This window comes from Nitrospira sp. Nam74 (assembly GCF_965152615.1).
Genome location: NZ_OZ224220.1, coordinates 1,546,543 through 1,573,082, shown reverse-complemented (window position 1 = coordinate 1,573,082; position 26,540 = coordinate 1,546,543). Strand labels below are relative to the sequence as shown.

The following is a 26,540-nucleotide window of genomic DNA, read 5'->3' as shown; positions in this document are numbered from 1 at the left end:
CTAGCTACTGGCTCTACGACCGCCACTCGCCTTCTATCGACAATATTCAAGAGCCTGTGCTAACTTACACCGTTTTCTCGGCTGGTCTCTGAATTTCTTATGACTCAGACCATGTTTAAGAAAATTCTAGTCGCCAATCGAGGCGAGATCGCCATGCGGATCATTCGCGCCTGCCGCGAATTGAATATCGCCACGGCGGCAATCTACGCCGAACAAGATTCGACCGGAATTTACGTCAAAAAAGCCGATGAATCGTACCTGGTCGGCCCCGGGCCCGTTCAGGGCTTCCTGGACATGCACCAAATCGTGGACTTGGCACGTCGAATCGGCGCCGATGCGATCCATCCTGGTTACGGGTTCCTTGCGGAAAATGCCCAGTTTGCGCACCTCTGCCAAGCGTCGGGTATCACGTTCATCGGTCCGTCTCCCCAAGCCATCCATCTCATGGGGAGCAAGATTAAAGCCCGTGAATTAGCCAAAAAAATCGGCGTGCCGGTCGTCCCGGGAACGGATGGAGATATTGTCGGCGTAGATGATGCCGTGGCCTTTTGCCGGCGTATCGGCTATCCAGTCATGATCAAAGCGAGTGCCGGAGGCGGAGGACGGGGTCTTCGCGTCGTGCGAAGCGACGCAGATCTCTGGAGCAACATGGAAACGGCCTCTCGGGAAGCGCAGGCGGCATTCGGCGACGGCAGTTTCTTTATCGAAAAGTATATCGAGCGTCCTCATCACATCGAGTTTCAAATTTTGGCCGATCGCCACGGAAACGTCATCCATCTCGGCGAACGCGACTGCTCGATCCAACGTCGGCACCAGAAACTCATCGAAATCGCGCCGTCCCTCTTGCTGACTCCGAAACTCCGCAAGGAGATGGGTGAAGCCGCCATTGCGATTGCAAAAGCCGTGGATTATGACAATGCCGGCACGGCAGAGTTCCTGCTCGCGCAAGACGGGTCGTATTACTTCATCGAAATGAATCCGCGCATTCAGGTCGAGCACACGGTGACGGAACAGATTACGGCGATCGATATCGTCCGGTCCCAAATCTCCATCGCGGCGGGACGGCCGCTGGACATCAAGCAGAGCGACGTCACGTTGCAAGGCCACGCCATCCAATGCCGAATTAATGCCGAAGATCCTCAAAACAACTTTCGACCGTCCACCGGTACGGTGACCGCCTATTTGTCACCCGGTGGAATCGGCGTGCGGATTGATGGGGCGGTGTACAAAGACTATGCCGTCCCTCCATACTATGATGCGCTGCTCGCGAAATTAACGGTTCGGGGCCGAACGTGGGATGAAACTGTCAGCCGCATGCATCGCTCATTGGAAGAATACGTTCTCCGCGGGGTCAAAACGACCATTCCCTTCATGAAGAAAATCATGAATGATCCCGACTTTCGTGCCGGCCGTTTTGACACGTCCTATTTAGACACCCATCCGGACGTGTTTGAGTATGACGAGGACGTGGATCCCGAGGATTTTGTCCTCGCAATATCTGCAGCGATAGCTGCCTACGAGGGATTATAAGGAAAGCCGTCAGTTACCGGCCTTCTGCCCTCAGCGAATTTCAAAAGCTGAGAGCTGAGAGCTAACGGCTTCAAGCTAAGGGCTACGCAATTTATGGCGATTCGACGACGCAAGACAGTACGACGGCGACCGCCCAAGCAACGCTCGGCGGGTCACCAACCCCTCCGGCGCAAGGCGCCCGCTCGCTCTGCCTTCGAAATGACACCGGCGCCGGCTAAACCGCTTCAGATCACGGATGTCGCCCTCCGGGACGGGCACCAATCATTATTGGCCACCCGAATGCGGACCGAGGACATGCTGCCCATCGCCCAGAAGCTGGACGCCGTCGGCTATTGGTCTTTGGAAGTGTGGGGAGGAGCCACATTCGACACCTGTCTGCGTTTCTTAAAAGAGGATCCGTGGGAACGGCTGAAAGCACTCCGGGCCGCCATGCCGAATACGCGGTTGCAAATGCTCCTGCGAGGTCAGAATATCGTCGGCTATCGGCATTATGCCGACGATGTGGTGGACCGGTTTGTCGAACGATCCGCCACTCACGGGATCGATGTCTTCCGCATCTTCGACGCCTTAAACGATGTCCGCAATCTCGAACGTTCCATGCAGGTCGTGAAAGCCTGCCGGAAGCATGTCGAGGCCACGCTCTGCTACACCGTCAGTCCCGTACATAGCCTTGCGCGATTTGTGGATCTCGCGAAACGACTTGAAGACATGGGCGCAGACACGATCTGCATCAAAGACATGGCCGGGTTGCTGGCGCCGCTCGACGCCTATCAGCTTGTGAAACGATTAAAAGCAGCCGTTCGAGCGCCTATCCATCTGCACACCCATTACACATCCGGCATGGCGTCGATGTCGGCTTTGATGGCTGTGCTAGGTGGACTTGATATTCTCGATACGGCGGTCTCTCCCTTGGCGGGTGGCACGTCCCACCCCCCTACAGAAACCCTCGTGGCGGCGTTGCGGGGTACTCCCTATGACACCGGACTGGAATTGCCACGGTTTCTGCCGATTGCCGATCACTTTCGGAGCGTGCGAAAGAAATATCATCAGTTCGAAAGCGACTTCAACGGCGTGGATGCCGAAATTCTCAATTCGCAGATCCCGGGCGGGATGCTGTCGAATTTAGCCGCACAGTTAGCGGAACAAAACGCGCTCGACAAGATGAAACAAGTGATGGATGAAGTGCCGCGCGTACGCGCCGACATGGGGTATCCCCCACTTGTCACACCCAGCAGTCAAATAGTGGGCACGCAAGCCACCCTTAATGTCCTGACCGGAGAGCGGTATAAGGTCATTACCACCGAGACGAAAAACTACTTTCTGGGACTGTACGGGCATCCGCCGGGTGAGCTCAATGCCGACGTGATGGCTCGGGCTATCGGGGATGAAGATCCGATTAAAGGCCGGCCGGCCGATCAACTGGACCCCGAATTAGAGCAAGCGAAAAAGGAATTGGCCGGGAAAGCGACCTCCACGGAAGACCTCTTATCATTTACGCTCTTCCCCAACATAGCGCGTGAATTCTTTGAGGAGCGCGAACGCGGCGAGCTGAAGCCCGAACAATTGGTCCCTGCGCCCGAAAAGGGACCGGCCGTCGCCCATGAACTGCATCTCGCGCCGGTGGACTTCAATGTCACCGTCCATGGCGAGACCTACCATATTCAGGTCTCCGGATCCGGTCGAAAGACGGATGGTCGCAAACCGTATTACATACGCGTGAACGACAAACTCGAAGAAGTGCAGATCGAACCCATTCAAGAAGTGTTGGCCGGCGTACCGGAAGCACAGGATGCAGGATCTCGTAGTGGCCTGAAACGGCCTAGGCCGACAAAGCCGGGCGATATTACACCCCCCATGCCGGGTCGCGTGGTGAAGGTATTGGTTGCCATGGGAGACACCGTTAAACAAGGCGAACCGGTATTAATGATTGAAGCCATGAAAATGCAGAGCCAAGTCCCCTCGCCGATCGATGGAACAGTGCGAGCCATCTACGTGAAAGACGGAGATGATGTCAAAACCGATGAGACGTTGATTCAGTTGGAGTAGCTGCTTGCGCTGCATCAGCGTCTATCCTTCCTGGTGTGCTCTTGCCGTCTGGCCCGGTCTTCTTGTCATCCTCACCCTGATTCCGGCGTGTGCCCCTACACACTCGATCCCTCACTGGTTCGATGCCATTCATCGCACGCCGGTCAAAACAGTCATGGTGGAGGGAAACCGCATCGCGTATACCGACAACGGCGATGGGCCACCTGTCATTCTGGTCCACGGCTTCGGCGGATCGATGTGGCAATGGGAGTATCAACAGCCGCTGTCGTCCTCTTACCGGGTCATCACACTCGATGTGCTGGGTGCCGGTCTGTCGGATAAGCCGGACATCTCGTATACGCCTACTCAATTGGTCGACTTCATGCGGAACTTCATGGATGCCCTTCAGATCCCGAAAGCCGCGTTGGTCGGCAATTCCATGGGGGCGGGCATCGTCATGGGCATGGCACTGACCTACCCTGAGCGTGTCGACAAGCTCGTGTTGATCGATGGACTGCCCGATCACATCCGTGAAAAGCTGACCAGCCCGTCGCTGCAGCGGGCCTTGGGGCCCTGGCCTCCGCTGTGGATCCTGAAACTGGCCAACTGGTTCGCGGGACCTGCAACGACTCAAAAGATTCTGAGCGAGATGGTCTACAACGATGAACTGCTCACTCCGGCTGTCATTGATCGGTCCACCCGAAATCGCCGACGCCCCGGCTTCTTCGAACCGCTCCGAGCGACCGTCAAGAATTTGGCCTTGTGGGAAAGCGGATTCGCACAACGAATCGGCGAGATCCGGCACCCGACGCTGATCCTGTGGGGTGCCAACGATGCGGTGTTCGCGCCTTCAGTGGGCGAACAGCTGCACCGGACCATATCCGGATCTCAATTTACATTGGTCCCCGATGCCGGCCACATTGCCATGTGGGAACAGCCTGTCGTCACCAATTTTCTCCTGACGAAATTTCTCCAATCTTGACAGACGGGCGGGTTCATGACACGGTCTCCGAGCAGAATGCTGAAAAAGGCTACATTACACCCACCCGACCCAGTCGGGCCAAGACGCGTCCCTTCCGGGCTGCGTGCTCCCCTTATCGACATCCTAAATGTACCCCTCCGGGAAAGAATGCGTCTCGGCGCACCAGGGGCGGGTGAAGAAGGGTTTGCCTGCAGTGCTGGCTGCAGCTGCGGCCTTGTTGGATAGCCTTTTTGAACATCCTGCAACGCTCAGAGTAGCCTGTTAGTTATGCACGACCGAAGGAGGATCTATGTATCGAACGAAATCTATGATCAGCGTAGCGGCCATGCTGAGCCTCGTCAGTGCCGGATGCACAATAACATGGCCGGGTGTAGCATCTGATACGGGTTTTGCCTATCAAAACCTTCCCGTTGCCACAACGACGGCGTCGGCCGGTGACGGTCACACAGTGACATTTAAAGGGACTCCGCTGGCACTGGAAGGACGCGGCGTAAAGGTCGGCGATACCCTTCCCAATGTACAGGTCGCCAAGGGAGATCTCACTCTCGTCAATATTGCAGATACCAAAGGAACGGTTCGGATTATCAGCATCGTGCCGTCTCTGGACACCAAGGTATGTGAACAGCAGACGCACTACCTGAGCGAAAAAAATAACGGGCTCGATAAGACTGTGCAGATGCTGACGATTAGTGTCGACACACCATTCGCCCAGGGCCGTTTTGCAAAGGAAGCGAAGATTGGCAATGTCACATTCCTCTCGGATTATCGCGGCGGCGACTTTGGAAAAGCGAACGGGCTTTTGGTCAAAGACCCGCATATTCTCGCGAGATCCGTCATGGTCGTCGATAAGGATAATGTCATTCGCTACCTTCAAGTGACGCCCGAGCTCGCGCAGTTACCCGACATGGAAGCCGCCTTCCAAGCCGCCAACGCGCTGGTCAAGTCCGCGTCTTAGTAGCTGCTTTGATATAAACTGGTTTGAGGATGCTCAAAATGATGATTCAACAAGGCCCAAGCGAAGTCGGACCCTGCAGGCGTACCCTCTTCGGTACGTTCAGGATGACGACGAGTCGAGAACGCAGTTGAGCGCCTTTTTTAGCATCTTGACCCACACCATATGCACTACGATGTCCTCGTGATCGGCACCGGCCCGGCCGGCCAAAAAGCCGCCGTCCAGTCCGCCAAGCTCGGCAAGAAAGTCGGCATCATCGAGCGCAAGCAAGTTGTCGGCGGGGTGTGCATCAATTCCGGGACGATTCCCAGCAAGTCGCTCCGCGAAGCCGTCCTCTATTTGTCCGGGTTCCACCAACGCACCGTCTATGGTGCGACCTATCGTCTGAAACACAACATCACGATGGAAGATCTGGCCCTCCGCTGCCAGCACATCATCACCGAAGAGATCCACATTATCCAAAAACAGATGGCACGCAATCAGGTGGATCTGATTTTCGGGACCGCCCGGTTCCTCGATGCCCATCGAGTAGCTGTTGCACACGCACAGGGCACAGTTGAGCACACGGCAGATTATATTGTGATCGCCGTGGGGTCTAAACCCTCCCGCCCGCCCGATGTACCCTTTGACGGCCACTCGATTATCGATACCGATGAATGGCTGACGGTACCATCCCTCCCCACCACCTTAATCGTCGTGGGGGGCGGCGTCATCGGATCGGAGTATGCCTCGATCGCGGCCACCATGGGTATCAAGGTCATGCTGATCGATCAGCGGCCTCGCCTGCTGGAATTCGCCGATCATGAGATCATCGATGTCTTGCAGGTCCAGTTGGCAGAAATCGGCGTCGGCCTCCATCTGAATGAACAAGTCATGCACATTGAGCGGCAGGCAGACGGGCAGGTCGTTGTTAAGTTAGGCAGCGGCAAGCAAGTCGAAGCGTCGATGGTGATGTATTCAGCGGGGCGAATTGGTGCGACAGATGGCCTGAGCTTGGAAACGGTTGGCATTCAGCCCGATGCACGAGGACGGCTCCACGTGAACGAGCATTTCCAGACTAACGTTGCCCATATCTATGCGGTTGGAGATGTCATCGGTTTTCCGGCCTTGGCATCCACCTCCATGCAACAAGGTCGCCTCGCGGCGTGTCATGCGTTTGGGTTGCCCTCTGACGCGAAAACGCAATTGCTGCCCTATGGCATTTACACTATTCCTGAAATTTCCATGGTCGGTCCGACTGAAGAGGAACTCATCCGAAATCAGGTGCCGTATGAAGTGGGGATTGCACGGTACCAGGAAATCGCGAGGGGCAAACTCATCGGCGATGACATCGGCATGCTGAAACTGCTGTTCAATAAACAGACGAGACAATTGCTGAGCGTGCATGCGATTGGAGAGGGCGCCACAGAATTGATTCACATTGGACAAGCCGTGATGGCACATGGCGGCAAAATCGATTATTTCGTCGATAACGTGTTCAACTACCCGACGCTCGCTGAATGCTACATGGTGGCGGCCCTCGCAGGACTTAATCGCCTCCCACGGCCGTGGCTGCCGGATACGTTGGCGGCGCGCCAGGGCGGAATCGCCTAATCAGGATGTGGAAAAAGGCTCCCAGCATCGTTCTCGGTCGTGTGCCCGCCTCAACGTAGCTCCGCTACGCTCGGCAGCCACACTCCCTGCGGCCTTGCTGGATAGCCTTTTTGAGCATCCTGCTTTTTTTCATCCTGTATTTAGGGAGTGCCTATGTCGTTCAGCGGTCAACTTCGAAAGAAAGCGCAGCCGATTTGGGATGCGCAGCTGGAACATCCCTTCGTCGTCGCTCTTGGGACGGGCACACTGCCTGAACGGAAGTTTAAATATTATATTTTGCAGGACGCGCGTTTCTTGGGTGACCTCGCGCGCGTGTTTGCGGCAGGAGCCCAGAAGGCGCCGGATGCGGAATCCGCCTTGCGCTTTGCCAAACTGGTCGAGGAGACGATCATCACTGAACGCGGCTTGCATGAAAGCTATGGCAAGCGCTGGAAGATGACGCCGAAGGACATGTCATCCGTCCCGATGGCGCCAACCAATTATGCCTATACACGACACATGCTGAGCATCGCCCAAAGCGGAACCGCGGCTGAAGCCACCGTCGTCGCCCTCCCCTGTGCCTGGATTTACTGTGTGGTAGGGAACCGTTTACTGCGAAACGGGACGCCCAAAGCCGGTCATCCCTACCGTGATTGGCTCATGCTTTATGCGTCGCCCCAGTTTGCTGAAGTGCAAGAGTGGATGCGGGCCAAGGTGGACCGGTGGGCAAAAGATGCAAGTGCAGCAGAGAGGAAACGCATGGAAGAGGCATTCATCATCAGCTCTCGGTATGAGTGGATGTTCTGGGAAATGGCGTGGAAGGAGGAAGAGTGGCCGGTGTGAAGAGGAAGAAGCAGGGACTGCAGGGTGGTCCCGTCTTGCTCGCGCAGCGCGCACGATCAGAATGTGCTCGCTGAACGCGCGCAGTGAGGGATCAACCCTGCAGCCCCTGCGGGATAGGGAACACCGGCCACGGAGGGGAAAAGAGATGAAGAGTAAGGCTCTGTTCGCAGACCGCACACGCTAAGAAGGTGCTCGGTCGACGCGCGCAGTAACGGACCAGTTCCCTGCGGGAAGGAACTACCAGCCACACAGATGAAATAAGGGAAGAAAAAGAAAGCTGCATCTCTTAGGACCATTCATCGAAGAATTGAAGACCAATCGACTCATCTACCACTCCTCCTATCCAGTGGAGATGCTTCACATATCTTTCATGGGGTTAAACAATATGGCATATGCACTCTGTCAGCATTCGCCTACCACCCGAATGACAGACACGAAATATCCAGATGGACTTTCATGCGACACCTTCAAAGAATTATATTTCTCTGCTGTCCGTTTTGCGGGAACTAATAATAAATCAACCTATGATGCGTTGAGGTCACATACGACTGAGTACTTGAAAATGAGGTATTGAAAGCATAAGAGTTTCACTTCCAGACCTAGGCTGTCCCTGTGGTCGGCAATGTTAAACCAATGACCGCGCGGTGCCTGTTTCATTGACAACGGCAACAAGAAAGGGGTAAGTGCAATCTGTTATGGCTTTGAAGCAAGTACTCACAATAGCGGGTTCGGACTCCGGGGGCGGTGCGGGAATTCAGGCGGACATTAAGGCGATGTCGGCGAATGGCGTGTTTGCCATGTCTGTGATTACCGCCGTGACCGCACAGAATACGGAGGAAGTCACGGATGTGTTTGAGCTGCCTGCCTCTATCATCGAGGCGCAGATCGATGCGGTGTTTGATGATTTCGAGGTCGCGGCGGTCAAGACTGGGATGTTGTCGTCGGCAGAGATTGTGACGACCATCGCCCGCATGCTTCGGCCGCAACATGTTACCAACTTGGTGGTCGATCCAGTCATGGCATCGAAAAGCGGGCATCCGTTGTTAACACTGGATGCAATGGATGCCTTGAAACGGGAGTTGATTCCGCTGGCCCTGGTCATCACGCCGAATGTGCATGAGGCGGAGCAACTGTCCGGCATGCCGATCAAGTCTCTTGCCGATGCGCGCCAGGCCGCGAAACTGATCCACAAGCTTGGGTGTAAGAACGTCTTAATCAAAGGCGGGCATCTTTTGACCGACCGGGCGACGGATGTCTTGTACGATGGAAAGTTCTTTAACCTCTTCAAGGGTGAGTTCATCGAGACCCCCCACACGCACGGCACCGGCTGTACGTTTGCCTCTGCGATTGCGGCGCAACTGGCGAGGGGCAAAGCCTTGCCCGATGCCGTCCAAACGGCAAAGACCTACCTCACGGAAGCCATCCGGCACAGCTTGGCCATTGGCCATGGCAAAGGCCCCACGAATCACTTTTATTTCTTGCCGGACTGAATGAATCGAGGCGTATGAAGCATTTGCTGTTTCGTCCCCCGCTATTCTTGCTCACCGGGTTTGCATGGCTCATCCTCTCCTCGCTGGTCGGCCTGTTCTTGTTTCTCGGCATGACACGGGGTATTCCCCTCCCGCCAATGTTGCGATTGCTGCACGTGCATGGCGCATTGATCGGCGGTGTCGCGCAGATGATTCTTGGAGCTATGCTGGCCTTTATTCCGCCTCTGCTGATGACTGGCCGGGATCGCTCGGAGTCTCATCCGGTACTCTTCATGCTGATCAATATCGGCACCATCGGCGTGCTGGTGGGCTTCTGGCTGCAACACTATACGATTGTCGGCGTGTCCGGCCTGTTCGTTCTGGTAGCATTTCTGTCACTCTTGAGTGATGCCATTCGCCAATCTCGAAAGAGTCTGATATCACCACCGCTGAATTTATGGTTGTACGGCGTCGCATTGTTTGCGTTAGTGGCTGGACTGAGTATGGGTCTTGCGATGGCTTTCCGCCTGCTCCCCGTGGCGTTTCTCGGACAAGGCCGCCTCGCCCATATCCATCTCAACCTGTTAGGTTTCGTTACCCTGACCATCATCGGGACCATGCATAATCTCTTTCCAACGGTCTTAAATACCCGGCTACATAGTCCGCGCCTTGCCAGACTCACGTTTTTTATCCTGCCCTCCGGCGTGATTCTGCTTATCACAGGCTTTCTGCTCTCGAACCTTTGGGTGCAAATCGGCGCGGGCGTGATTCTGTTCGCCGGTGTCCTCCTCTACAGCTATAACATCGTGCGAACCTGGATGGATGCGGGCCGCCCCTCGAACATCGCCGCCGAGCACTTTCTGTTGGCCACATTATTTTTGGTCCTGGTCATTCCGACGGGCATCTTGGTATCGGTAAACTTTCTCTGGGACCCGCCCGGCGTCCCGTTCGGACGATTGCATCTGGTGGCCTACACTCATTTGGCGCTCATCGGCTTTATTGTTCAGACCATCTTCGGGGCGCTGTCGCACCTGCTGCCGATGAGCCTGGCGGTAGGACGAGTCGCCAGCAATAAAAAACGCGGACCGTATTTGGCCACACTCACAGCAATTGCCGGGCGATGGCGGGTCGTGCAAGTCTCGACGCTGACGTTCGGAACGATCGGGCTGGCCTTGGTTGCGGCCCTCGTGTGGCAGTACAACCTAGGCTCGACTCTCGTCCAGATCGTATCCTGGACCACGGCAGCGCTTCTGTTTATCGGTGTCGGCGTCTTCGGCGCCAAGGTTGGGTTACTGCTGGTTCAACGCCCGCCAGCCTAGCAGGATGTTGAAAAAGGCCTCCAGCTTTGTTCTCGCGTCGCTCAGAGGCTCAACGTACCGAGAGAGTACGCTTCGCCTCGTCGCTCGCTGCGGCCGCGCGGGTGGCCTTTTTGAACATCCTAAAGTGCGCTCCTGGTGCCGTCATATTCGTCGATGAGCAATGAACCCTCACTGGCGTAGGATGGCTTTTCAAAAGCCTGCGTGCTGCCGGGAGCACGCATGATGCTCGATTTCGTGCTGTACAGCGACTTCAATTGTCCCTTTTGTTACGCCTTTGGCGAAAGGATTATGGCGCTGGGATTTGCCGACCGGATCGAGTGGCGTGGCGTCCAGCACGCTCCCCATCTTTCCGCTCCAATGGCACACGCCGGTCCCACGTTCGCATCTGAACTCGCGCGCGAGGTTCAATTCGTCCAGCGGCTTGCACCCGAGGTCCCCATTGCACTCCCTCGGGGGAAGCCGAACACGGCACAGGCAACCGCGGCCGTCGCCACGGCGATGGACCAGGACCGTTCCAAGGCTCACCGTCTCGCCACGTCGCTGTATCGCGTGTTCTGGCAGCATGGAACCGATATTTCGGATCGATCGGTGATTCAGGATCTCGCTCGTGAGGCAGGAGTTCCTGACCTTTCAATGACGACGCACGCAGTTGAACGGGTCAGGGCGTGGCACGAAGCGTGGTTGGATCGTGGGCTGGGCAGCGTACCGGATCTCATTCGGCAGGATGGGGAATCGATCACCGGACTTGTTGATGTCGACACTCTTCGGCGATTTGTTCGGTAACCACTGACCACTCTGAGCCGCCCTCTCAATCTGGTACAATGCGCCATGGAACGATCACTGACATTTCACGACTCCTCCGGTCATCGCACGAAAGCTGTTCTCGCAACCCCCGACACGCCAACCGATCGTCTCGTGGTCCTATGCCATGGGTTCCTGTCCAACAAGAACAGCACGACCAATAAGACCCTGACTCGTCTACTGCTTGAGCAGGGGATCGCGACGTTTCGATTCGATTTTTTCGGACAGGGCGATAGCGAAGGTCCCTTTGAGCAAATCACCCTGACCACAGCGATCGATCAGGCCCGCTCGGCTCTGAAACTGGTCGCTGAAAGGGGTTATTGGCACCTGGGCCTCATGGGATCGAGCTTCGGCGGCTTGGTGGCCATTCTTGTGGCTGCCCAGCAGACAAATCTAAAGGCATTAGCCCTGAAATGTCCGGTCGCTGATTTCCCGGAGACCTTGCGATTGGAGTTTGGCGACGAACGAATGGCGCATTGGAAACAGTGTAATGAAATTCCGAACGTGGCCGGCGGTCCACAACCGGTGCCGCTGAAATACCATCTCTACGAAGACTGCTTGACGTATGATGCCTACAAAGCGGCCGAATCGATACAGGCGCCGACGTTAATCGTCCAGGGAAGCTGCGATGAGTTAGTACCGCTCCATCAAAGCCGCCGGCTCATCGACGCCATTCGAGGCGACACACGATTGGAGCTCTTAACAGGCGCGGATCACGGATTTACAAAAGGCGAGGACTTTCGTAGGATGACAACGATGATTGCGGAATGGTTCATTGACCATCTCAAACGATAGAGAACGATGCCGGAAGCCCTACGGGAAGAACAACTGGAAGTCTTGAAGGTTCTCTATCCTTGGTACAAGGAAGAAGTGTTCCGGCGGCGCGAACAAATGATGCGGTTGACCGCGTTTGCGAGCGCCTTTCTGGTTCTACTCCTTGTGACTATGGTCGCCGTGCCGGCTCGACCACGCCCCGACTTTACCACCGCGCTTTTCGCCATCACTGGTGTCTCCCTCTTTTCCAGTATCTTTGCCTATCTCATCCTCCAGCAACGCAATCGCCATCGGATGGCGAAGCAGGCGCTGATCGAGATCGAACGGGTCTTGGGAGTTTATGATCAAGACCTCTACATCCTGGGAAAAACGCTGTATCCGGAAGATTGGCAAACGGCCTGGCTGAGCGATCGAAGTGTGACCATCTATCTGGCCGTTCTCGCGACGTTGACGGTGCTGGTGATTGCCGCCGTCCTCCTCCGTCCCTAGGGGGCCCCTGAAAACGATCCTTAACTACGTTCTCGGCTCATGAAAAGCCGCAGCATACCTCCGCGGGTACGTTGCGGTTTCACTACGCCTAGGCCTTTGGATAGTCTTTTTTGAGAAGCTGTACTGACTTTATATCTGAAGCGCCGACCTATTCGGTTCACCCGCGAAGAGGACTTTTGGCGAACCAGTAATAGAGAGGAATGCCATCGCAATATTATATGGAAACTTAATTCACAACGACACCGTGAGGTAGCGAGAGAGGGGTGGCCTCCGGTAGTTCGGGACTATTCAGCATCCTGCTACGATTTCGCGCACCGAAAGCCAATATAACTATTCCGGGTATTCGGCGGCAGCTTGAAGCGTCCATACGTGAGCAGATACTTCGGCAGCTCGGACCATGACCCTCCGCGCAAGACTTTGAATTGTCCCACCTCAGGGCCGCGTGGATTGTGCTTGTCGCTGACTTCGTAATAATTGGTGGCGTACCAATCCTGCACCCATTCCCAGACATTACCGGCCATATCGTACAATCCGTATGGGCTCTTCCCTTTATCATAGTGTCCGACCGGCATGAGCGTCTGGCCATAACTGAAGCGGGCGCCAATTCCATAATTGGCGTACTCCGGAGTTGGCGTCTGATTGCCCCATGGATAATGACGTTCATCCGTCCCGCGAGCCGCGTGCTCCCATTCCGCTTCCGTCGGAAGACGCTTGCCTGCCCATCGACAATAGGCATCTGCATCCTCCCAATCTACGCCGATTACTGGACGATCGGCATGCTGTTGGGCATCAACTGTGTCCCAGAATAACGGCGGCATCCGGCCGGTCTTTTTCAAGAAAATCGAGTAGAGAGCCACGGTCACTTCATGCACATCCATCGCATAGGCATCGAGAGTCACCGGATGCCGCGGCCGTTCGTCATCCAATCCTTGCAGTCCATCGACTCCCATCCAGAATTCCCCGGCAGGAATGATGGCCGACGGCGCTGGCTCCATGCGAGTGGCTTCCGCATCCTTTTTAGATTTTCTGAGCCGGTCAAGTTGCGCGGCGGCGGGAAGACAATCAGCCAAGATGGCCAGGATGGTGAAGGCAACAAGAAGAAGACGTGCGACGGCCGGCCTGTCAGGTTCCATCCAGCACCTCGCGCACCTTGTGCGTGAACGCCTTCGGACTGAACGGCTTTTGTAAAAATGCCATGCCGGCTTGAGCCACTCCCGCGTGCACCACGGAATCATCCGTATATCCGGATATGTATAGGACTTTGACTTTGGGCTTCACCTTGGCGATTCGTTCAGCCAATTCTCGTCCGCTCATTCCAGGCATGACAAGATCCGTCACGACTAGTTGAATGTCGTCGGCATGCTGCCCGCATATTCTCAAGGCTTCGGAGCCATCCGCCGCTTCCAGGACCCGATAGCCGTTCAGCGCCAAGAGGTTCCGAACGAATCCACGGACGCTGTGCTGATCTTCGACAACAAGCACGGTCTCCCAGCCCGGTTGCGGCTCCATAGACGTCGTACCATCCTTCGGCGGCTCATGTTCGACCTCACTCTTGGGAAAATACACGGCGAAGGAAGCGCCATGGTTCGGCGCACTATTCACTGAAATCGCACCCTGACTTTGCGTGACGATTCCATAGACCGTGGCCAGCCCGAGTCCCGTGCCCTTACCCAGCTCCTTCGTCGTAAAGAATGGGTCAAAAATCCGAGGTTGGGTTGCGGCATCGATGCCACATCCGGTATCGCGCACCGTCAACTGCACGTACATACCGGGCGAAATCGTTCCCAGCCGGCGGCACGCCGCCTCGTCCAGCGCCACATTGCTGGTTTCGATCGTGAGCGTCCCGCCGTCCGGCATAGCATCTCGCGCGTTAATGGCCAAGTTCAACAACACTTGTTCAAGCTGCCCGGGATCGGTCTTGACGAAGGTCGGCTGCGGAGCCAGCGACGTTTTCAATGCGATATGTTCGCCGATGAGTCGTGGGAGCATCTGCATGAGATTCGTCACGACGACATTCAGGTCCAACACGATGGGCCGAAGCACCTGCTGCCGGCTGAATGCTAATAACTGTCTCGTGAGTGCAGAGGCTCGATCGCCGGCAATTTTAATCTGTTCGACTTGTTTACGGAGCGGCTCGTCATCACGCAGATGATGCTGTAAGAGTTCGCTATAGCCTGATATGACCGTTAGCAAATTATTGAAGTCGTGCGCGACGCCGCCCGCGAGTTGACCGATGGCTTCCATCTTTTGCGCCTGCCGAAGTTGAACCTCCAGTCGTTTCCGATCCGTCGTATCGATCGCCATTCCCGCAAGGATCTTATGGCCGGACGAGTCGCGAAATGGAAACTTAAACACCAGCCAATAGTGGGGCTTCCCATCCGGTGTCGGCACGACTTCTTCCAATTCAACGACCTGCTCGCCGGCCAGCACGGCCTTATCGTTCTCGCGCAACCGTTTTGCGACATCCGCGGGCCACATGTCATCATCCCGTTTGCCAATGCATTCTGCTGCCGACACGGCAAAGCAACGTGCAAAGAGCTGATTGACATAGAGATATCGCCCGTCCTCATCCTTCATAAATGCCACCGTCGGGCTATTGTTCATGAAGACCTGAAATCGCTCCTCACTGGCCCGAATCGCTTGTTCCGCCCGTTTACGGTCGGTTACGTCTCTGACCAAAATAAGTTCAGCAGACCGCCAGCCGAAGGTGACGGTATGGCCCGCGATTTCGACATCGATGATCGTGCCATCCCTCTTTCGATGACGCCAGAACCCCGCAGCATCAAAACCGTCGGTCACTCGTGAGACTCGTTCCATTAAAGCCGGAACATCCTCCGGTGGACGTATATCCTTGACCGTCATCGCGAGGAATTCCTCACGCGAATAGCCATAGTGTTGAATGGCGGCGTTGTTAACCGCGAGGAACGCCAGGGTCTCGAGATCATAGACCCACATGGGATTGGGATTATGTTCAAACAGCAGTCGATACCGCGATTCGGACTCTCGGAGCACCTGTTGCGACCGTGTCAGCTCCTCCGTCTGCAGTCGAAGCGCCTGCACTGTATGGTCAAGCTGCTCGCATTGCTTGATCACGGAATGCTCATGCACTTCCAAGAGTTCTTCAAGCGCAGCGATCCGTGCCTTCAGCCGTTCTATCTCTCGAGTCGGGTCGTTCGTCATGACGCTCCACTTCGGACGACTCTAAGAAAATACAAAGTCTCGTTCAAACGGCAATAAGGCGATCTTTGAGCACAGGGCAAGAGTTTGAAAGCGATCCGCCACTTCTCGAGGAATGGATACCTTGGAAAAGAGAATGACTGCGAATATTTCTCCCGAGGGAAGCAAGCTTCCGAAGCCGAGGACCGATTGAATGCGGTACGGCAGGACAAATTCCCGTTGATGTGGAATATACGGGCTGTTCACCGCCTCTTCTACGTAAAATACATTGTAGCTGTGCTGTTCCTGGTCAACCAAGAGATTGGAGCTGGGCTTAAGAAACGTGTGCAGATCGACGCCGAATTGCGTGAGGAGCTGCGAAAACATTGGAAACTGAGCGACGAATGTATCGCCCCTCAGGGGGATCGCTTTAAAGTGCTTGGACAGCGCCCGATCGTTCCAGTCCGCCTCCTGACCGGCCGATGCGACCAGCACAAAGCATTTTTCACAGGACGTAAGCGCACCCGACGGCAATTTCTTGCCGAGGACGCCCTGCAATTCCGGACCGAGAAGCGTTGTGCGATGGGTTTTAAAGGCGCGGATGAGCGCACACGCCGGACGCCCGGCTTCATCTAGCAGATGCGTGTAGAGAAAGTGAACAATCTTAGAAGCCACACCTTGGAGGTCTGACGCGTCGCCACCCAACCGTCGGATGGCCGCGCCACACTCAGTCATCTCTTTGAGGCCAAACCGCATTAGCTCATACATCAGTCCCCCATGCGGACGTCCGCCAGACGGGTAGGCGTGGATAGAGCCACGCAGTGTGCCAGATCAAAAACGGTTTCGATACGATCTCTAATACACGCGGCCTCCGACCACCCAATGGCGGTCATCGGGAACATCGATCAACAGGCGGCTAAAGTTCATTTCGGCCAATTGCGCCGCCACTTCGTCCTCGGTAAAGGCTGCTAATAGAGAATTATAGAAGTCCCTGCGCAAAATGGGGGGTTCATTCGCGGCATATTGATCGACAATGGCTTGGGCATCCTCCGGGGACTCTGGGCGGAGCAGGTCCATCACTAAGACAGGGCCACCGGGCTTGACCAGCTGCTTAATGGCAAACCAAAACCTTAAGGGATTGATGAGGTGATGAAGTAAACTGTTCGAAATGATGGCGTCATATGGCTCTTCAACCGAGAGTGATTGGAGCCGTTCACAGCGTAACGTGATACGGTCTGCAAGCCCCGAAGCTTCAACGGCCTGCCTGCCAACATCGATCATCGGCCGTGACGCGTCGACCCCAGTGATCCGGCATAGGGGAAGTGCCCGTGCGAGACGAATAGGAATATCGGCTGGACCACACCCCAGATCTAGGACATGGCCGTCCGATATCTCAGGGAAATATTCCCGGAACCGGTCTACGAACGTTTGGTTTTCCTGCTCGAAGTTTGCGTTCGCATAAGCCCGTACTTGTTCCGCTTGATCCATGACTTCAGGCTCGAGCACTCGATCCATATGTACATCCCCAATGAACGATTATGTTGACAGAAATTCTTGAAATCACAAGTGAAGTCTGGCGTATTCACAAGAAGAATGCGCCCTAAACTATAGGGCAAATGGCCCTATTTCCAGGTTAGAGAAGGCTGGATTCATCGGTCGGTAGAGGGACGAGCTCGTGTACCACCGGATCACCCGTTCTCACCATCCCTTCGGTCAGGACCCGAGCATAGAGCCGGCTCCAGCCCGGACATTTTTTCTGCGAAATCCTGCTGAAGTTTTCATTGAGAAACCACCGGCCATTATGCACGCACGGAGCGGTGTAACTGACAAATTCCAACCGCACGGACCCGACGCGTATCCGGTCGCCTGGCTTCACCGAGAACCAGTCGATACCCGCCAGCGTCAGATTTTCTCCGGCCGAACCCGGTACGATCGAGTGACCTTCTGCTTGGAGTGCCTCGATCACTTCAACAGAAAATACACACACCGCCCGGTCGGGGCCTCCATGGATATCGGAATTGCGCTGACGGTCACCTTCTATGCCCCATCTTGTGATCATGGCTTCTGGTACAGCCAGCTTCGGCACACCGCCATTCGACACACTGATCTGATGGACACGCGGAAGACCCCTCAGGGGTAACAACGTCATATCGATACCTCATGATGAAAGACAAATTCCATGGCCAGCCAGCCGTCGCGCGAGTATTCCTCCGCCAACGTACCTCCGCCTTCGTTGAATGCCTCGACGACATCCGCTCGATCGCGGGATAGGATGCCAGACACCATCAGGCGGCCGTTTCTATGAAGACAACGGGCCAGCGAGTCTCTGAGGTTCAGCAATGTCGAACGGTCCAGGTTGGCGAGTACGAGATCGAAGTGTTGAGCGGGCACTGTCGTAAGCGCAGATGTGTCCAGTCTTAATTCTGGACCAAACCCATTTCCGACTGCGTAGCCTTGTGCACAGTCAATAGCAACTGGATCGTGATCGATGCCCCACGCTGAGGCTGCACCCAACTTCAAGGCCACCATGGCGAGAATGCCGCTTCCTGTCCCCACATCCAAGACCCGCTCGCCCCCACGAATCTGCGCTTCCAGCCACTCCAAAAGCAATTGCGTCGTCGCATGATGGCCGGTTCCGAACGCCTGCTTCGGGTCGAGGATAATCTCTACATCGTCTGCCTTGACCATCACTGATTCCCAGCTTGGTCTGATCACGATACGCTGTCCGATGCGGAACGGTTTCACCGATCTGGCCCAACTCGCATTCCAGTCGATCTCCGGAAACGAATGAATGGTCATCGAGGCGGCATCAGCGCCAAGTCGTTGTACGAGTGCCGTCAGTCCTTGACGCGCCTCGGACGTCCATCGCTCCCTCGGCCAATAGAGATGGATTAGGCCATCCTCTTGCCAGCCACCCGCCAACCACGGATCGTTCAACAGTCCGATGAACTCGCCGGCGTCCATTGCTACCCGCACCTGCACGTCAATCCATTCTTTTCCCATTTCTTAGACGGCCCTAAGTTCAGCTTTTAAGGCTCCAGGATGCTCAAAAAGGTCACTGATTACACCCGCGCGCCCCTTCCCGTGCGAGACGAGAACGAACCTTGGGGAAAGTGCGCGTCTCGGCGCGCACGGGGTTGGGAGGGTGCAGTGGGGCCTTTCTCAGCATCCTGATCAGTTGACGTAGTGAAGATGACGCGGTAAGGTCATCTCTAAACAAACGAATGTCCTTGCCTCCCGTACACATTCACCCACGCAGAGATGCTTCGCTCCTTCGCCTCATGGCAAGGATCGACCGTGTGCTGCATCGCGCGACTCGAATCAGCACACAATTTACGCGATGGCGGTTGGCAATCTTTCTCGTCGGCGCCGCTGTCTCAGTCACGTTGTTTCAACAACAGTGGTACCAATTCGGCAATCTGGCGCTTGTCGGCTTTCTGATGCTCTTCCTCGTCGTGGCTCGCTATCATAGCAAGCTGGAAGCCCGGATACAGCGCCTTCGTGCATGGCGACGAATAAAAGCCACCCACCTGGCTCGCCTCTACCTGGATTGGAAGGGCATCCCTGCACGAGCAACGCCCGCACTGGAGCAGCATCCCTATGCGGTGGATCTGGACCTGGTCGGCCCCCATTCATTGCTCGCGCTCCTGGACACCACCAACTCATCAAATGGAAGAGAACGACTAGCAGACTGGCTGCTGACCCAGCCGCCCGACTCGATTCAGTGGGAACATCGGCAGACGCTGATCAAGGAACTCGCTCGCCTTCCACTCTTTCGAGACCGACTCGCATTGGAAGCCTCCTTACTCGGCGAGGCTGAACTCAATGGTGAGCGCATCTATTCGGCGCTCGCTCCGCCCGTCGGCTTTTCCCGGCTGATTCCCCTCCTGCTTATCCAGGCCCTGCTAGCCGGCATGACCCTCAGTCTAGCCCTGGCATCCGCTGTCACGGGTTTCCGAGAATATTGGATTCTCTCGTTCACCGTATACGCGGCCATCTATCTCTTGACCTCAGGGGAGGTCGAACCAGTATTCGGACGAGCGCTGTCGCTGCATGGCCAGTTAGAGAAATTGGGCGGGCTGTTCCGCTATCTGGAACGCCGGTCCTATGCTGCCACGCCGGCGCTCGGACGATTGTGTGCCGCTGTCGTCGCTGGGACGACTCGCCCCTCCATCGCCATCCGCCGGCTGGCTCGCGTGTCGCATGGCTTGAGCGTCCGCGCGCATCCTCTCGTCCATCTGGCCCTCAACGCGATCGTTCCCTGGGACCTTTTTTTCACATGGAGATTGGAACGCGTGCGGGCTCACGTCCTGAACGACATCGCGGTCTGGCTCGAGACGCTGGCTGAGTTGGAGGCCTCCAATGCGCTTGCCACTTTTGCCTTCCTTCATCCCGAGTATCACTGGCCCGTGCCGCTGAAGGCGCACCCACCGACGAACGGGGAGAGAACAGCCGTTCTTACGGCCACCGCGCTCGGGCATCCCTTGATTCCATCTGCGCAACGGGTCACCAATGATCTGGACATGAGAGGACTGGGACGGGTTCTCCTGGTGACCGGCTCAAACATGTCCGGCAAAAGTACGTTTCTACGGACCGTAGGCATCAACGCCTGTTTGGCGCAAGCGGGAGCGCCCGTGTGTGCGAGATCCTTTGAATGGACCTGGGTCAGACTGGCCTGTTGCATACGTGTGGATGATTCACTCGAAGCCGGCCTGTCGTTCTTCTATGCCGAAGTGAAGCGCCTGAAGCGGCTCCTGGACGCGGCAGAAGACCGTGCGGCGCCGCCGGTGTTATTTCTGATCGATGAAATCTTCAAAGGGACCAATAATCGCGAACGGCTGATCGGGAGCCGGGCCTACATTCAAGCGCTCACGGCAAGCCATGGGTTCGGCCTCGTCACGACTCACGACCTTGAACTTGCCGACATGGAACGCACCTTCCCCACGCTGACGAATGCGCATTTTCAGGAAACCGTGCAGGCCAATCAACTGAAGTTCGATTACAAATTACGTCCAGGCCCCTGCCCGACCACCAATGCACTTCGAATCATGGCGCTGGAAGGACTGCCGGTGGGAGACCTGCGGCCGGACGATTCTACCGGCTCAATCCGGAAAGGATGAAGATGAAATCACCGCTCGTCGTCTATGTGAGTCTGCTCTGCTTTCTAAGTGCCTGTTCCACTCCCGGCGCGCCGAGATCGTATTTTAACGAGGACGCCTATGCGCGCTACTACATGACCGAAGCCGGACACACTCTTCGAGTGGAACAAGACGGTACCGTGCTGGACGTGACCTGTCTTCCGCCGGAATTTGCGAAGAACACGCCACGAAAAGAGTTGCCTCACACGCTGTGTGGCGGAGAAAGCATCCAGGTGCTGGGGAAAGTCAAAAAGGTTGGCGGAGAGTGGGACATGTCACCCTATGCGATCGCGCCTGAGACCGGTACGTGTAAACCGCTGCTGCCGTTCTTGACCAAAGACGGGCAGGAGGACAAGCGGCATTCATGTTGGAATCGCCTCTGGGAAGTCCCGACGGCGGTCATCGTATACCCGACTGTTGCGGTTGCGTTTGTCGGCGTCGTCACCGCACCTATTTGGGGTCCCCTGCTGCTTTTACACTGATTGGCCCCGCCGCTCTCGCCCAAACCTCCGTCCGCCCTTTGTCGTCTATTGCCTCACGACGTGCGATCAATTCTTCTCCTTGTACCCCTCGCCTTCCACATATGTAGGCAGAACTCCGATATACAGAGGCAGATACGACTGTTAGATTACGGGGGAATCCTATTTTTTAGCTAAGGAGGTCTGCGATGTATAGAAGTGTGTCCTTCGGACTAATGGCAGTCGCCTTACTTGCGCTGTCGGCCTGCACTTTGAAAGGCACAACCGAACAGATCACCGACACGACGCAGAATACTACCGTAAGCACGTCGGGCAGATCGTGGTTTACCAATGACGGGCTGGTTCGCCAGGGCGAACACGTTAATGCATTCGCCGCGCTCAACTATGAAAATCTCACCCACGACATGGCCTTTGGAGGCGGGGAATATCTTGCGTCTCTTGGCACGTTGATGGGCGTTCCTGACGATCAGCGCGCCGCCTTCTTTCAATTGGCGCAAAGCCACTATACGGCGTTCACGCCATCCGAGAACGCCACTCCGGCCAGCCTCGTGGCAGGTCTCGACCGCTCGCTGGCGCAGCATGGCATTGTGACGGCGACAACCGCGAAGTAGCACGATACCGTCAACGCGGCGTGCTGTGGACGCGCTCGGGCGCGTCCACAGCACGCCCTTCCGGGATGGGCTCGCGCACAGAGCCACTGCGGATGAGGACTCCGTTGCGGAAGACGAGGTAATTCGTCGGCACAGCCGGCACTCGCGCGCCGGGAAGAATAATTCCTGCCAGATTCAACGGGTCGGCGGCCGATACTTTTATGTCGTGGCCGCTCGCTGCCTCAGTACCGCTACGGCGCAGCGCACGCAACGATTCCAAGGCTTCCGGCAGCGCGAATTGCTCACCGGTAAACCCTTCGACAAACCGGCCGCCACGAATTTCTCCTCGCAGCTCCATTCGCCGATACTGCACCAGAAGATCGCGCCATCCCGAGTTGAGTGATTCACGCACCAGCAAATCGCGAAAGACCACGCCATAGCGCCGCAGCAATTGACGGGCAAGCTGCTCGACAGGCGACGTGTGCTCACGGTCCCCTTGGGGGACAAACGACTGCGCGGTCGGACGTAGCAATGACCAGCGTCCACCGGCCAATCGAGGGCGTCGTGATCGTTCACGTCCTTCGGCCCGGCGGCGGCGCGGATCGAGCAGCGCGCGGAGATTGTCGAACCCGTCCGCGGTGACCAGACCCGCAGCGGCCAACTCCCAGAGTCCGCCTTCCACTTCAGAGGGCAAATGGCTGCTGCCTCTGACCAAATCGGCAAAGAAGCTGGCGCCCTGTGCGTGGAGATGTTTCAGCACAGCCTGCGCGACGGGGCTGAGCGCCGTGCGGACATCGAGGGCCGGATCTTTCCGTTCTTCAACAGTCGCCATCAACCAGGCAGCATCGTCGCGAGGAAAGACACTGATCGGAGCGACGCTGGTGGGCATGATTCGATTGGGCCGATTCGATCGAGCCGGGTCAATGGCTGCTTCGAGTCGGGGATGCGGCGAGAGTCGCCCCCACATCACCGACCCGCCCAAACACAATCGGTCTAGCCAGTCCGGATCATATTTTGCCACGCGAAGCGACAAGAGATGCCTCTCCCAGGAGGACGCGGCCGCTTCGAATCCCGCCAATTGCCGGATGATTTCTTGAAGGCCCGCTTCGCCGTGCAAGCGCGCACCCGGCACGACATGTTGCCACTGAAACAGAAAGGTCATGAACTGCGCGGCAGTCACCGGTTCCACTTCTCGACGCAGCGTGCCGATCGTGAGGCGATGAATCCGGGCTAAGAGACGCCGGTCACACCATTCAACCTCTGTCGCCTGAACACCCTCGTCGCCACGGAACCGCCCACGCAATACCTGCCCCTGCGACTCTAATTTCAACATGGCGGTATTGACATCGCTGACGGTCAGATGGAGGCACGTCGCGAGTTCTTCGATGGTGGTCGGTCCGATGCTCTCCATCCAACCTTGAACGATAGTCAGCGTCGACTCATCGCGCGAAGGCCGTGGCTCATGAGTTGATTCCGCCATCGCGGGAACCCACTCCGCGCCCGGGAACTGGACCTTGAGAAAAGACACGCGCTCGGTCGCCACCCAGCCTCGCACCCCGCCCCGCTGATTGCTGATCGTCAGCACGCTCGCGCGCCCTGTGTTCACCAGCGGTGGAAGAAAGTGTGCCCATGCCTTCACCTCCTCTTCCGGTGCCCAGACCAGAGTCAGGAGCGCATCATGGAGTTCATCCGGATCGCGGACCACGGGCCACGCCGCCTCGACCACTTCCGCAATGGCCTGTGGATCCAGAGCACCTAACCGGTCTGCGAGCTCAGGCGGTAAGCTCCGGCGCATTTCAACGGCACGTGCCCGTCGCTCTTCGAGCGGGGCATCATCAAGATAGGCGTACGGGTTGGCATTGAGAATCTCATGGCAGAACGGCGACGGCATGGCGGTATCGATAGCCACACATCGAATCGCTTGCGACTCGATTCGATTCAGCACCTGAATGAGCCCTTCCGAATCCATGGCCTCCGTCAGACAGTCTCGAATCGTCTCATTGACCAATGGATGGTCGGGGGCCGCACGACATTCGCCCGGATGGTTATCCTGGCATGCGGTCGCCTCCGGAAAGACAGCTGCCAAGAGATCCTCCGCCCGCATCCGTTGGATTTGTGGGGCCACGCGCCGCCCATTGGAAAAACGGAGCAACGCCAGTGCCCGTGTAGCATTCCATCGCCAGCGCGTCATGAACATCGGCGCTTGCAGGATAGCCTGTACGAGCACCTCTTGCACCGTGTTCGAATGCAGGAAGCCGAAGATCATCTCCAGAGCGAAACTGTGTTTTTCCCCCAGCGATAGCACAATCCCCTCATCCGTCGCCGCGGCCTGCAGTTCGAAATCGAACGTCGTGCAAAAGCGCTTTCTCAGCGCGAGACCCCACGCCCGATTGATGCGTCCGCCGAACGGAGTGTGGAGGACCAGTTGCATGCCGCCGGCCTCGTCAAAGAACCGCTCGGCAATGATGGTCTCTTGTGTCGGCACGCCGCCGAGAATCGCGCGGCCGGCCGAGACATATGCCGCGGCCTGCTCGGCTCCTCGACGATCCATCCCGCATTCCGCCTGCAGCCAGTGGATGGCGGATTCAAAGCCGTCGCGTCCACTGCCCGTCGGCATCAATCGGTCGATCTGCGCCCGCATCGCGGCAACCTCCGCGGACAGTTCTGCCGTCCGTGAGGGGGCTTCTCCCCGCCAGAATGGAATGGTGGGCGGAGCACCGTGCGCATCCTCTACCCGGACCTTGCCCGTCTCCACGCCGCGGATACGCCACGAAGCATTGCCAAGTAGAATGATGTCACCCGCCAAACTCTCCACTGCAAAGTCTTCATCGACGGATCCCACGACGGTGCCGTCCGGCTCCGCAATAACCACATAGTTCGCCGTATCGGGAATGGCCCCGCCTGAGGTAATCGCCGCCAATCGGGCGCCCCTGCGCGCGCGAAGACGATGGTTGATGCCGTCATGATGGAGATAGGCACGCCCTCTACCACGGCTCGTTGCGATTCCCTCGGACGCCATACGGACCACGGCATCGAACTCGTGCTGGGCTAAATTACGGTACGGATGGGCCCGGCGACACAGGTTGAACAACTCGGCTTCTCGCCATTCTTGGGCGGCCGTAGCTGCGACGACCTGTTGAGCCAGAATATCCAGCGGCGCGGGCGGCACCTCGATGCGATCCAGTACGCCGGATCGAATGGCATGGATGAGAGCGCCGCATTCAATCAGCTCATCCCGTGTCGTGGCAAATAAACGTCCCTTCGGGATGGCACCGATCCAGTGCCCGGATCGCCCCACGCGCTGAAGCCCGATGGCAATCGATCGAGGCGAGCCGATTTGACAGACAAGATCGACCGCACCGATGTCGATACCCAATTCAAGCGAGGCGGTCGCCACGACGACGCGCGTCTGCCCCCGTTTCAATCGTTCTTCAGCAGACAGACGAGTCTGGCGGGAGAGACTGCCATGATGCGCAGCCACCGCATGTCGGCCGAGCGACTCGCGGAGGCGTTCTTCAAGATGATGGGAGACGCGTTCCACCAGCCGCCGCGTATTGACGAAGACGAGCGTCGATCGATGCTGCTGCGCCAACTCCGCCAACCGATCGTAGATGTCGCTCCAGATGGCATTCGTCGCCACTCCGCCCAATTCATCCTTGGGGACTTCAACCGCCACATCCATATTTCGCCGATGGCCGACGTCGATAATGTCGGGCAATTGCCGATCGCCCACCAGAAACTGCGCGACAGTTTCGATCGGCCGTTGTGTCGCAGACAGCCCGATGCGGATAGGTCTAGTCATGGCACCCGCTTCCAGCCGCTCTAACGACAACGCCAGATGTGCGCCGCGTTTATTCGGCGCGAGCGCGTGGATCTCGTCCACGATGACGGTCCGCACATCGGTTAAGATCTTTCGACTCTTCTCGGCCGTCAGCAGCAGATACAGCGATTCGGGCGTCGTAATAAGAATGTGGGGCGGCCGACGGAGCATCTGCTGTCGATCCCACACCGGCGTATCGCCGGTGCGAACCATCACACGAAGCTCGGGCATCAACAAACCGGCGGCCAGTGCGGCATCGGCAATCTCTGCCAGTGGTTGCTGTAAGTTCTTCTGCACGTCATTGCTGAGCGCTTTGAGCGGCGAGACATAGACGACGTGCGTCCGGTCTTCCAATTCACCGCCCAGCGCCCGTTGAAAGAGCGAGTCGATGCAGGAGAGAAACGCCGCGAGCGTTTTACCGGAGCCGGTGGGTGCGGCGATCAGGACATCGCGACCTGATTGAATGGCCGGCCAACTCTGTGCCTGGACGTCCGTCGGAGCGCCAAACCGATGCTGAAACCAGTTCGCAATAATGGGGTGAAAGGATGACAGCGGCATTCGATCAGATCATATCATGGGGCCACGCGCACTTTCCTAGCCG

General features: G+C 56.9%; 21 protein-coding genes. 14 read left to right on the top strand and 7 right to left on the bottom strand.

The window, feature by feature from the left end:
• Positions 1–111: 111 nt before the first annotated feature.
• The 11 genes from accC (at position 112) to ACWHYZ_RS07505 (ending at position 12,756) form a co-directional block, all read left to right on the top strand.
• Entirely contained in the window at positions 112–1,530 is a 1,419-nt protein-coding gene (gene accC / locus ACWHYZ_RS07555) for an acetyl-CoA carboxylase biotin carboxylase subunit (protein ID WP_447986668.1), read from the top strand.
• 198 nt (positions 1,531–1,728) lie between these two features.
• Positions 1,729–3,576 (top strand): sodium-extruding oxaloacetate decarboxylase subunit alpha, encoded by a 1,848-nt coding sequence (gene oadA, locus ACWHYZ_RS07550; RefSeq protein ID WP_447987535.1) that lies wholly within the window; start codon positions 1,729–1,731, stop codon positions 3,574–3,576.
• A gap of 4 nt (positions 3,577–3,580) precedes the next feature.
• A complete protein-coding gene (locus tag ACWHYZ_RS07545) occupies positions 3,581–4,537 on the top strand; it encodes an alpha/beta fold hydrolase (protein ID WP_447986667.1) in 957 nt (318 codons plus the stop codon).
• A 289-nt stretch (positions 4,538–4,826) separates the two neighbouring features.
• A complete protein-coding gene (gene tpx, locus ACWHYZ_RS07540) occupies positions 4,827–5,492 on the top strand; it encodes a thiol peroxidase (RefSeq protein ID WP_447986666.1) in 666 nt (221 codons plus the stop codon).
• A 162-nt stretch (positions 5,493–5,654) separates the two neighbouring features.
• Positions 5,655–7,082, top strand: coding sequence for a Si-specific NAD(P)(+) transhydrogenase (sthA, locus tag ACWHYZ_RS07535; protein WP_447986665.1), 1,428 nt, complete (start codon positions 5,655–5,657; stop codon positions 7,080–7,082).
• 153 nt (positions 7,083–7,235) lie between these two features.
• A complete protein-coding gene (tenA, locus tag ACWHYZ_RS07530; RefSeq protein WP_447986664.1) occupies positions 7,236–7,904 on the top strand; it encodes a thiaminase II in 669 nt (222 codons plus the stop codon).
• A gap of 695 nt (positions 7,905–8,599) precedes the next feature.
• Positions 8,600–9,394 (top strand): bifunctional hydroxymethylpyrimidine kinase/phosphomethylpyrimidine kinase, encoded by a 795-nt coding sequence (gene thiD / locus ACWHYZ_RS07525; RefSeq protein ID WP_447986663.1) that lies wholly within the window; start codon positions 8,600–8,602, stop codon positions 9,392–9,394.
• A gap of 14 nt (positions 9,395–9,408) precedes the next feature.
• A complete protein-coding gene (locus ACWHYZ_RS07520) occupies positions 9,409–10,692 on the top strand; it encodes a hypothetical protein (RefSeq protein ID WP_447986662.1) in 1,284 nt (427 codons plus the stop codon).
• Between the two features lie 219 nt (positions 10,693–10,911).
• Positions 10,912–11,475 carry a DsbA family oxidoreductase gene (locus ACWHYZ_RS07515; RefSeq protein WP_447986661.1) on the top strand — a complete coding sequence of 188 codons (564 nt, stop codon included), beginning with the start codon at positions 10,912–10,914 and terminating at the stop codon, positions 11,473–11,475.
• A gap of 45 nt (positions 11,476–11,520) precedes the next feature.
• Positions 11,521–12,288, top strand: coding sequence for an alpha/beta hydrolase (locus ACWHYZ_RS07510; protein WP_447986660.1), 768 nt, complete (start codon positions 11,521–11,523; stop codon positions 12,286–12,288).
• A gap of 6 nt (positions 12,289–12,294) precedes the next feature.
• Positions 12,295–12,756, top strand: a complete 462-nt coding sequence (locus ACWHYZ_RS07505; RefSeq protein WP_447986659.1) for a hypothetical protein — start codon at positions 12,295–12,297, stop codon at positions 12,754–12,756.
• Positions 12,757–13,055: 299 nt separating this feature from the next.
• Here the strand turns inward: ACWHYZ_RS07505 and ACWHYZ_RS07500 are convergent, their stop codons facing one another.
• The 6 genes from ACWHYZ_RS07500 to ACWHYZ_RS07475 form a co-directional block, all read right to left on the bottom strand.
• Positions 13,056–13,889, bottom strand: coding sequence for a formylglycine-generating enzyme family protein (locus ACWHYZ_RS07500; RefSeq protein WP_447986658.1), 834 nt, complete (start codon positions 13,887–13,889; stop codon positions 13,056–13,058).
• A complete protein-coding gene (locus tag ACWHYZ_RS07495) occupies positions 13,879–15,936 on the bottom strand; it encodes a PAS domain S-box protein (protein WP_447986657.1) in 2,058 nt (685 codons plus the stop codon). Before ACWHYZ_RS07495 ends, ACWHYZ_RS07500 begins: the two co-directional genes overlap by 11 nt.
• 21 nt (positions 15,937–15,957) lie before the next feature.
• Positions 15,958–16,680, bottom strand: coding sequence for a hypothetical protein (locus tag ACWHYZ_RS07490; RefSeq protein ID WP_447986656.1), 723 nt, complete (start codon positions 16,678–16,680; stop codon positions 15,958–15,960).
• Between the two features lie 87 nt (positions 16,681–16,767).
• On the bottom strand, positions 16,768–17,427 hold the full coding sequence (locus ACWHYZ_RS07485) for a class I SAM-dependent methyltransferase (protein WP_447986655.1): 660 nt from the start codon (positions 17,425–17,427) through the stop codon (positions 16,768–16,770).
• 118 nt (positions 17,428–17,545) lie between these two features.
• Complete coding sequence (locus tag ACWHYZ_RS07480; protein ID WP_447986654.1) at positions 17,546–18,061, bottom strand: MOSC domain-containing protein; 516 nt, start codon at positions 18,059–18,061, stop codon at positions 17,546–17,548.
• Positions 18,058–18,915 carry a 50S ribosomal protein L11 methyltransferase gene (locus tag ACWHYZ_RS07475; RefSeq protein WP_447986653.1) on the bottom strand — a complete coding sequence of 286 codons (858 nt, stop codon included), beginning with the start codon at positions 18,913–18,915 and terminating at the stop codon, positions 18,058–18,060. The genes ACWHYZ_RS07480 and ACWHYZ_RS07475 overlap by 4 nt, the downstream gene beginning before the upstream one ends.
• Before the next feature lie 296 nt (positions 18,916–19,211).
• Here ACWHYZ_RS07475 and ACWHYZ_RS07470 point away from each other — a divergent pair, with 296 nt between their 5' ends.
• The 3 genes from ACWHYZ_RS07470 (at position 19,212) to ACWHYZ_RS07460 (ending at position 22,140) form a co-directional block, all read left to right on the top strand.
• Complete coding sequence (locus ACWHYZ_RS07470) at positions 19,212–21,032, top strand: MutS family DNA mismatch repair protein (protein WP_447986652.1); 1,821 nt, start codon at positions 19,212–19,214, stop codon at positions 21,030–21,032.
• A 2-nt stretch (positions 21,033–21,034) separates the two neighbouring features.
• Positions 21,035–21,532 carry a hypothetical protein gene (locus ACWHYZ_RS07465; protein ID WP_447986651.1) on the top strand — a complete coding sequence of 166 codons (498 nt, stop codon included), beginning with the start codon at positions 21,035–21,037 and terminating at the stop codon, positions 21,530–21,532.
• Between the two features lie 185 nt (positions 21,533–21,717).
• A complete protein-coding gene (locus ACWHYZ_RS07460) occupies positions 21,718–22,140 on the top strand; it encodes a DUF3015 family protein (RefSeq protein ID WP_447986650.1) in 423 nt (140 codons plus the stop codon).
• A 10-nt stretch (positions 22,141–22,150) separates the two neighbouring features.
• On the opposite strand, the gene ACWHYZ_RS07455 is transcribed toward ACWHYZ_RS07460, so the two are convergent.
• Positions 22,151–26,497, bottom strand: a complete 4,347-nt coding sequence (locus tag ACWHYZ_RS07455) for a DEAD/DEAH box helicase (protein WP_447986649.1) — start codon at positions 26,495–26,497, stop codon at positions 22,151–22,153.
• Positions 26,498–26,540: the final 43 nt, after the last annotated feature.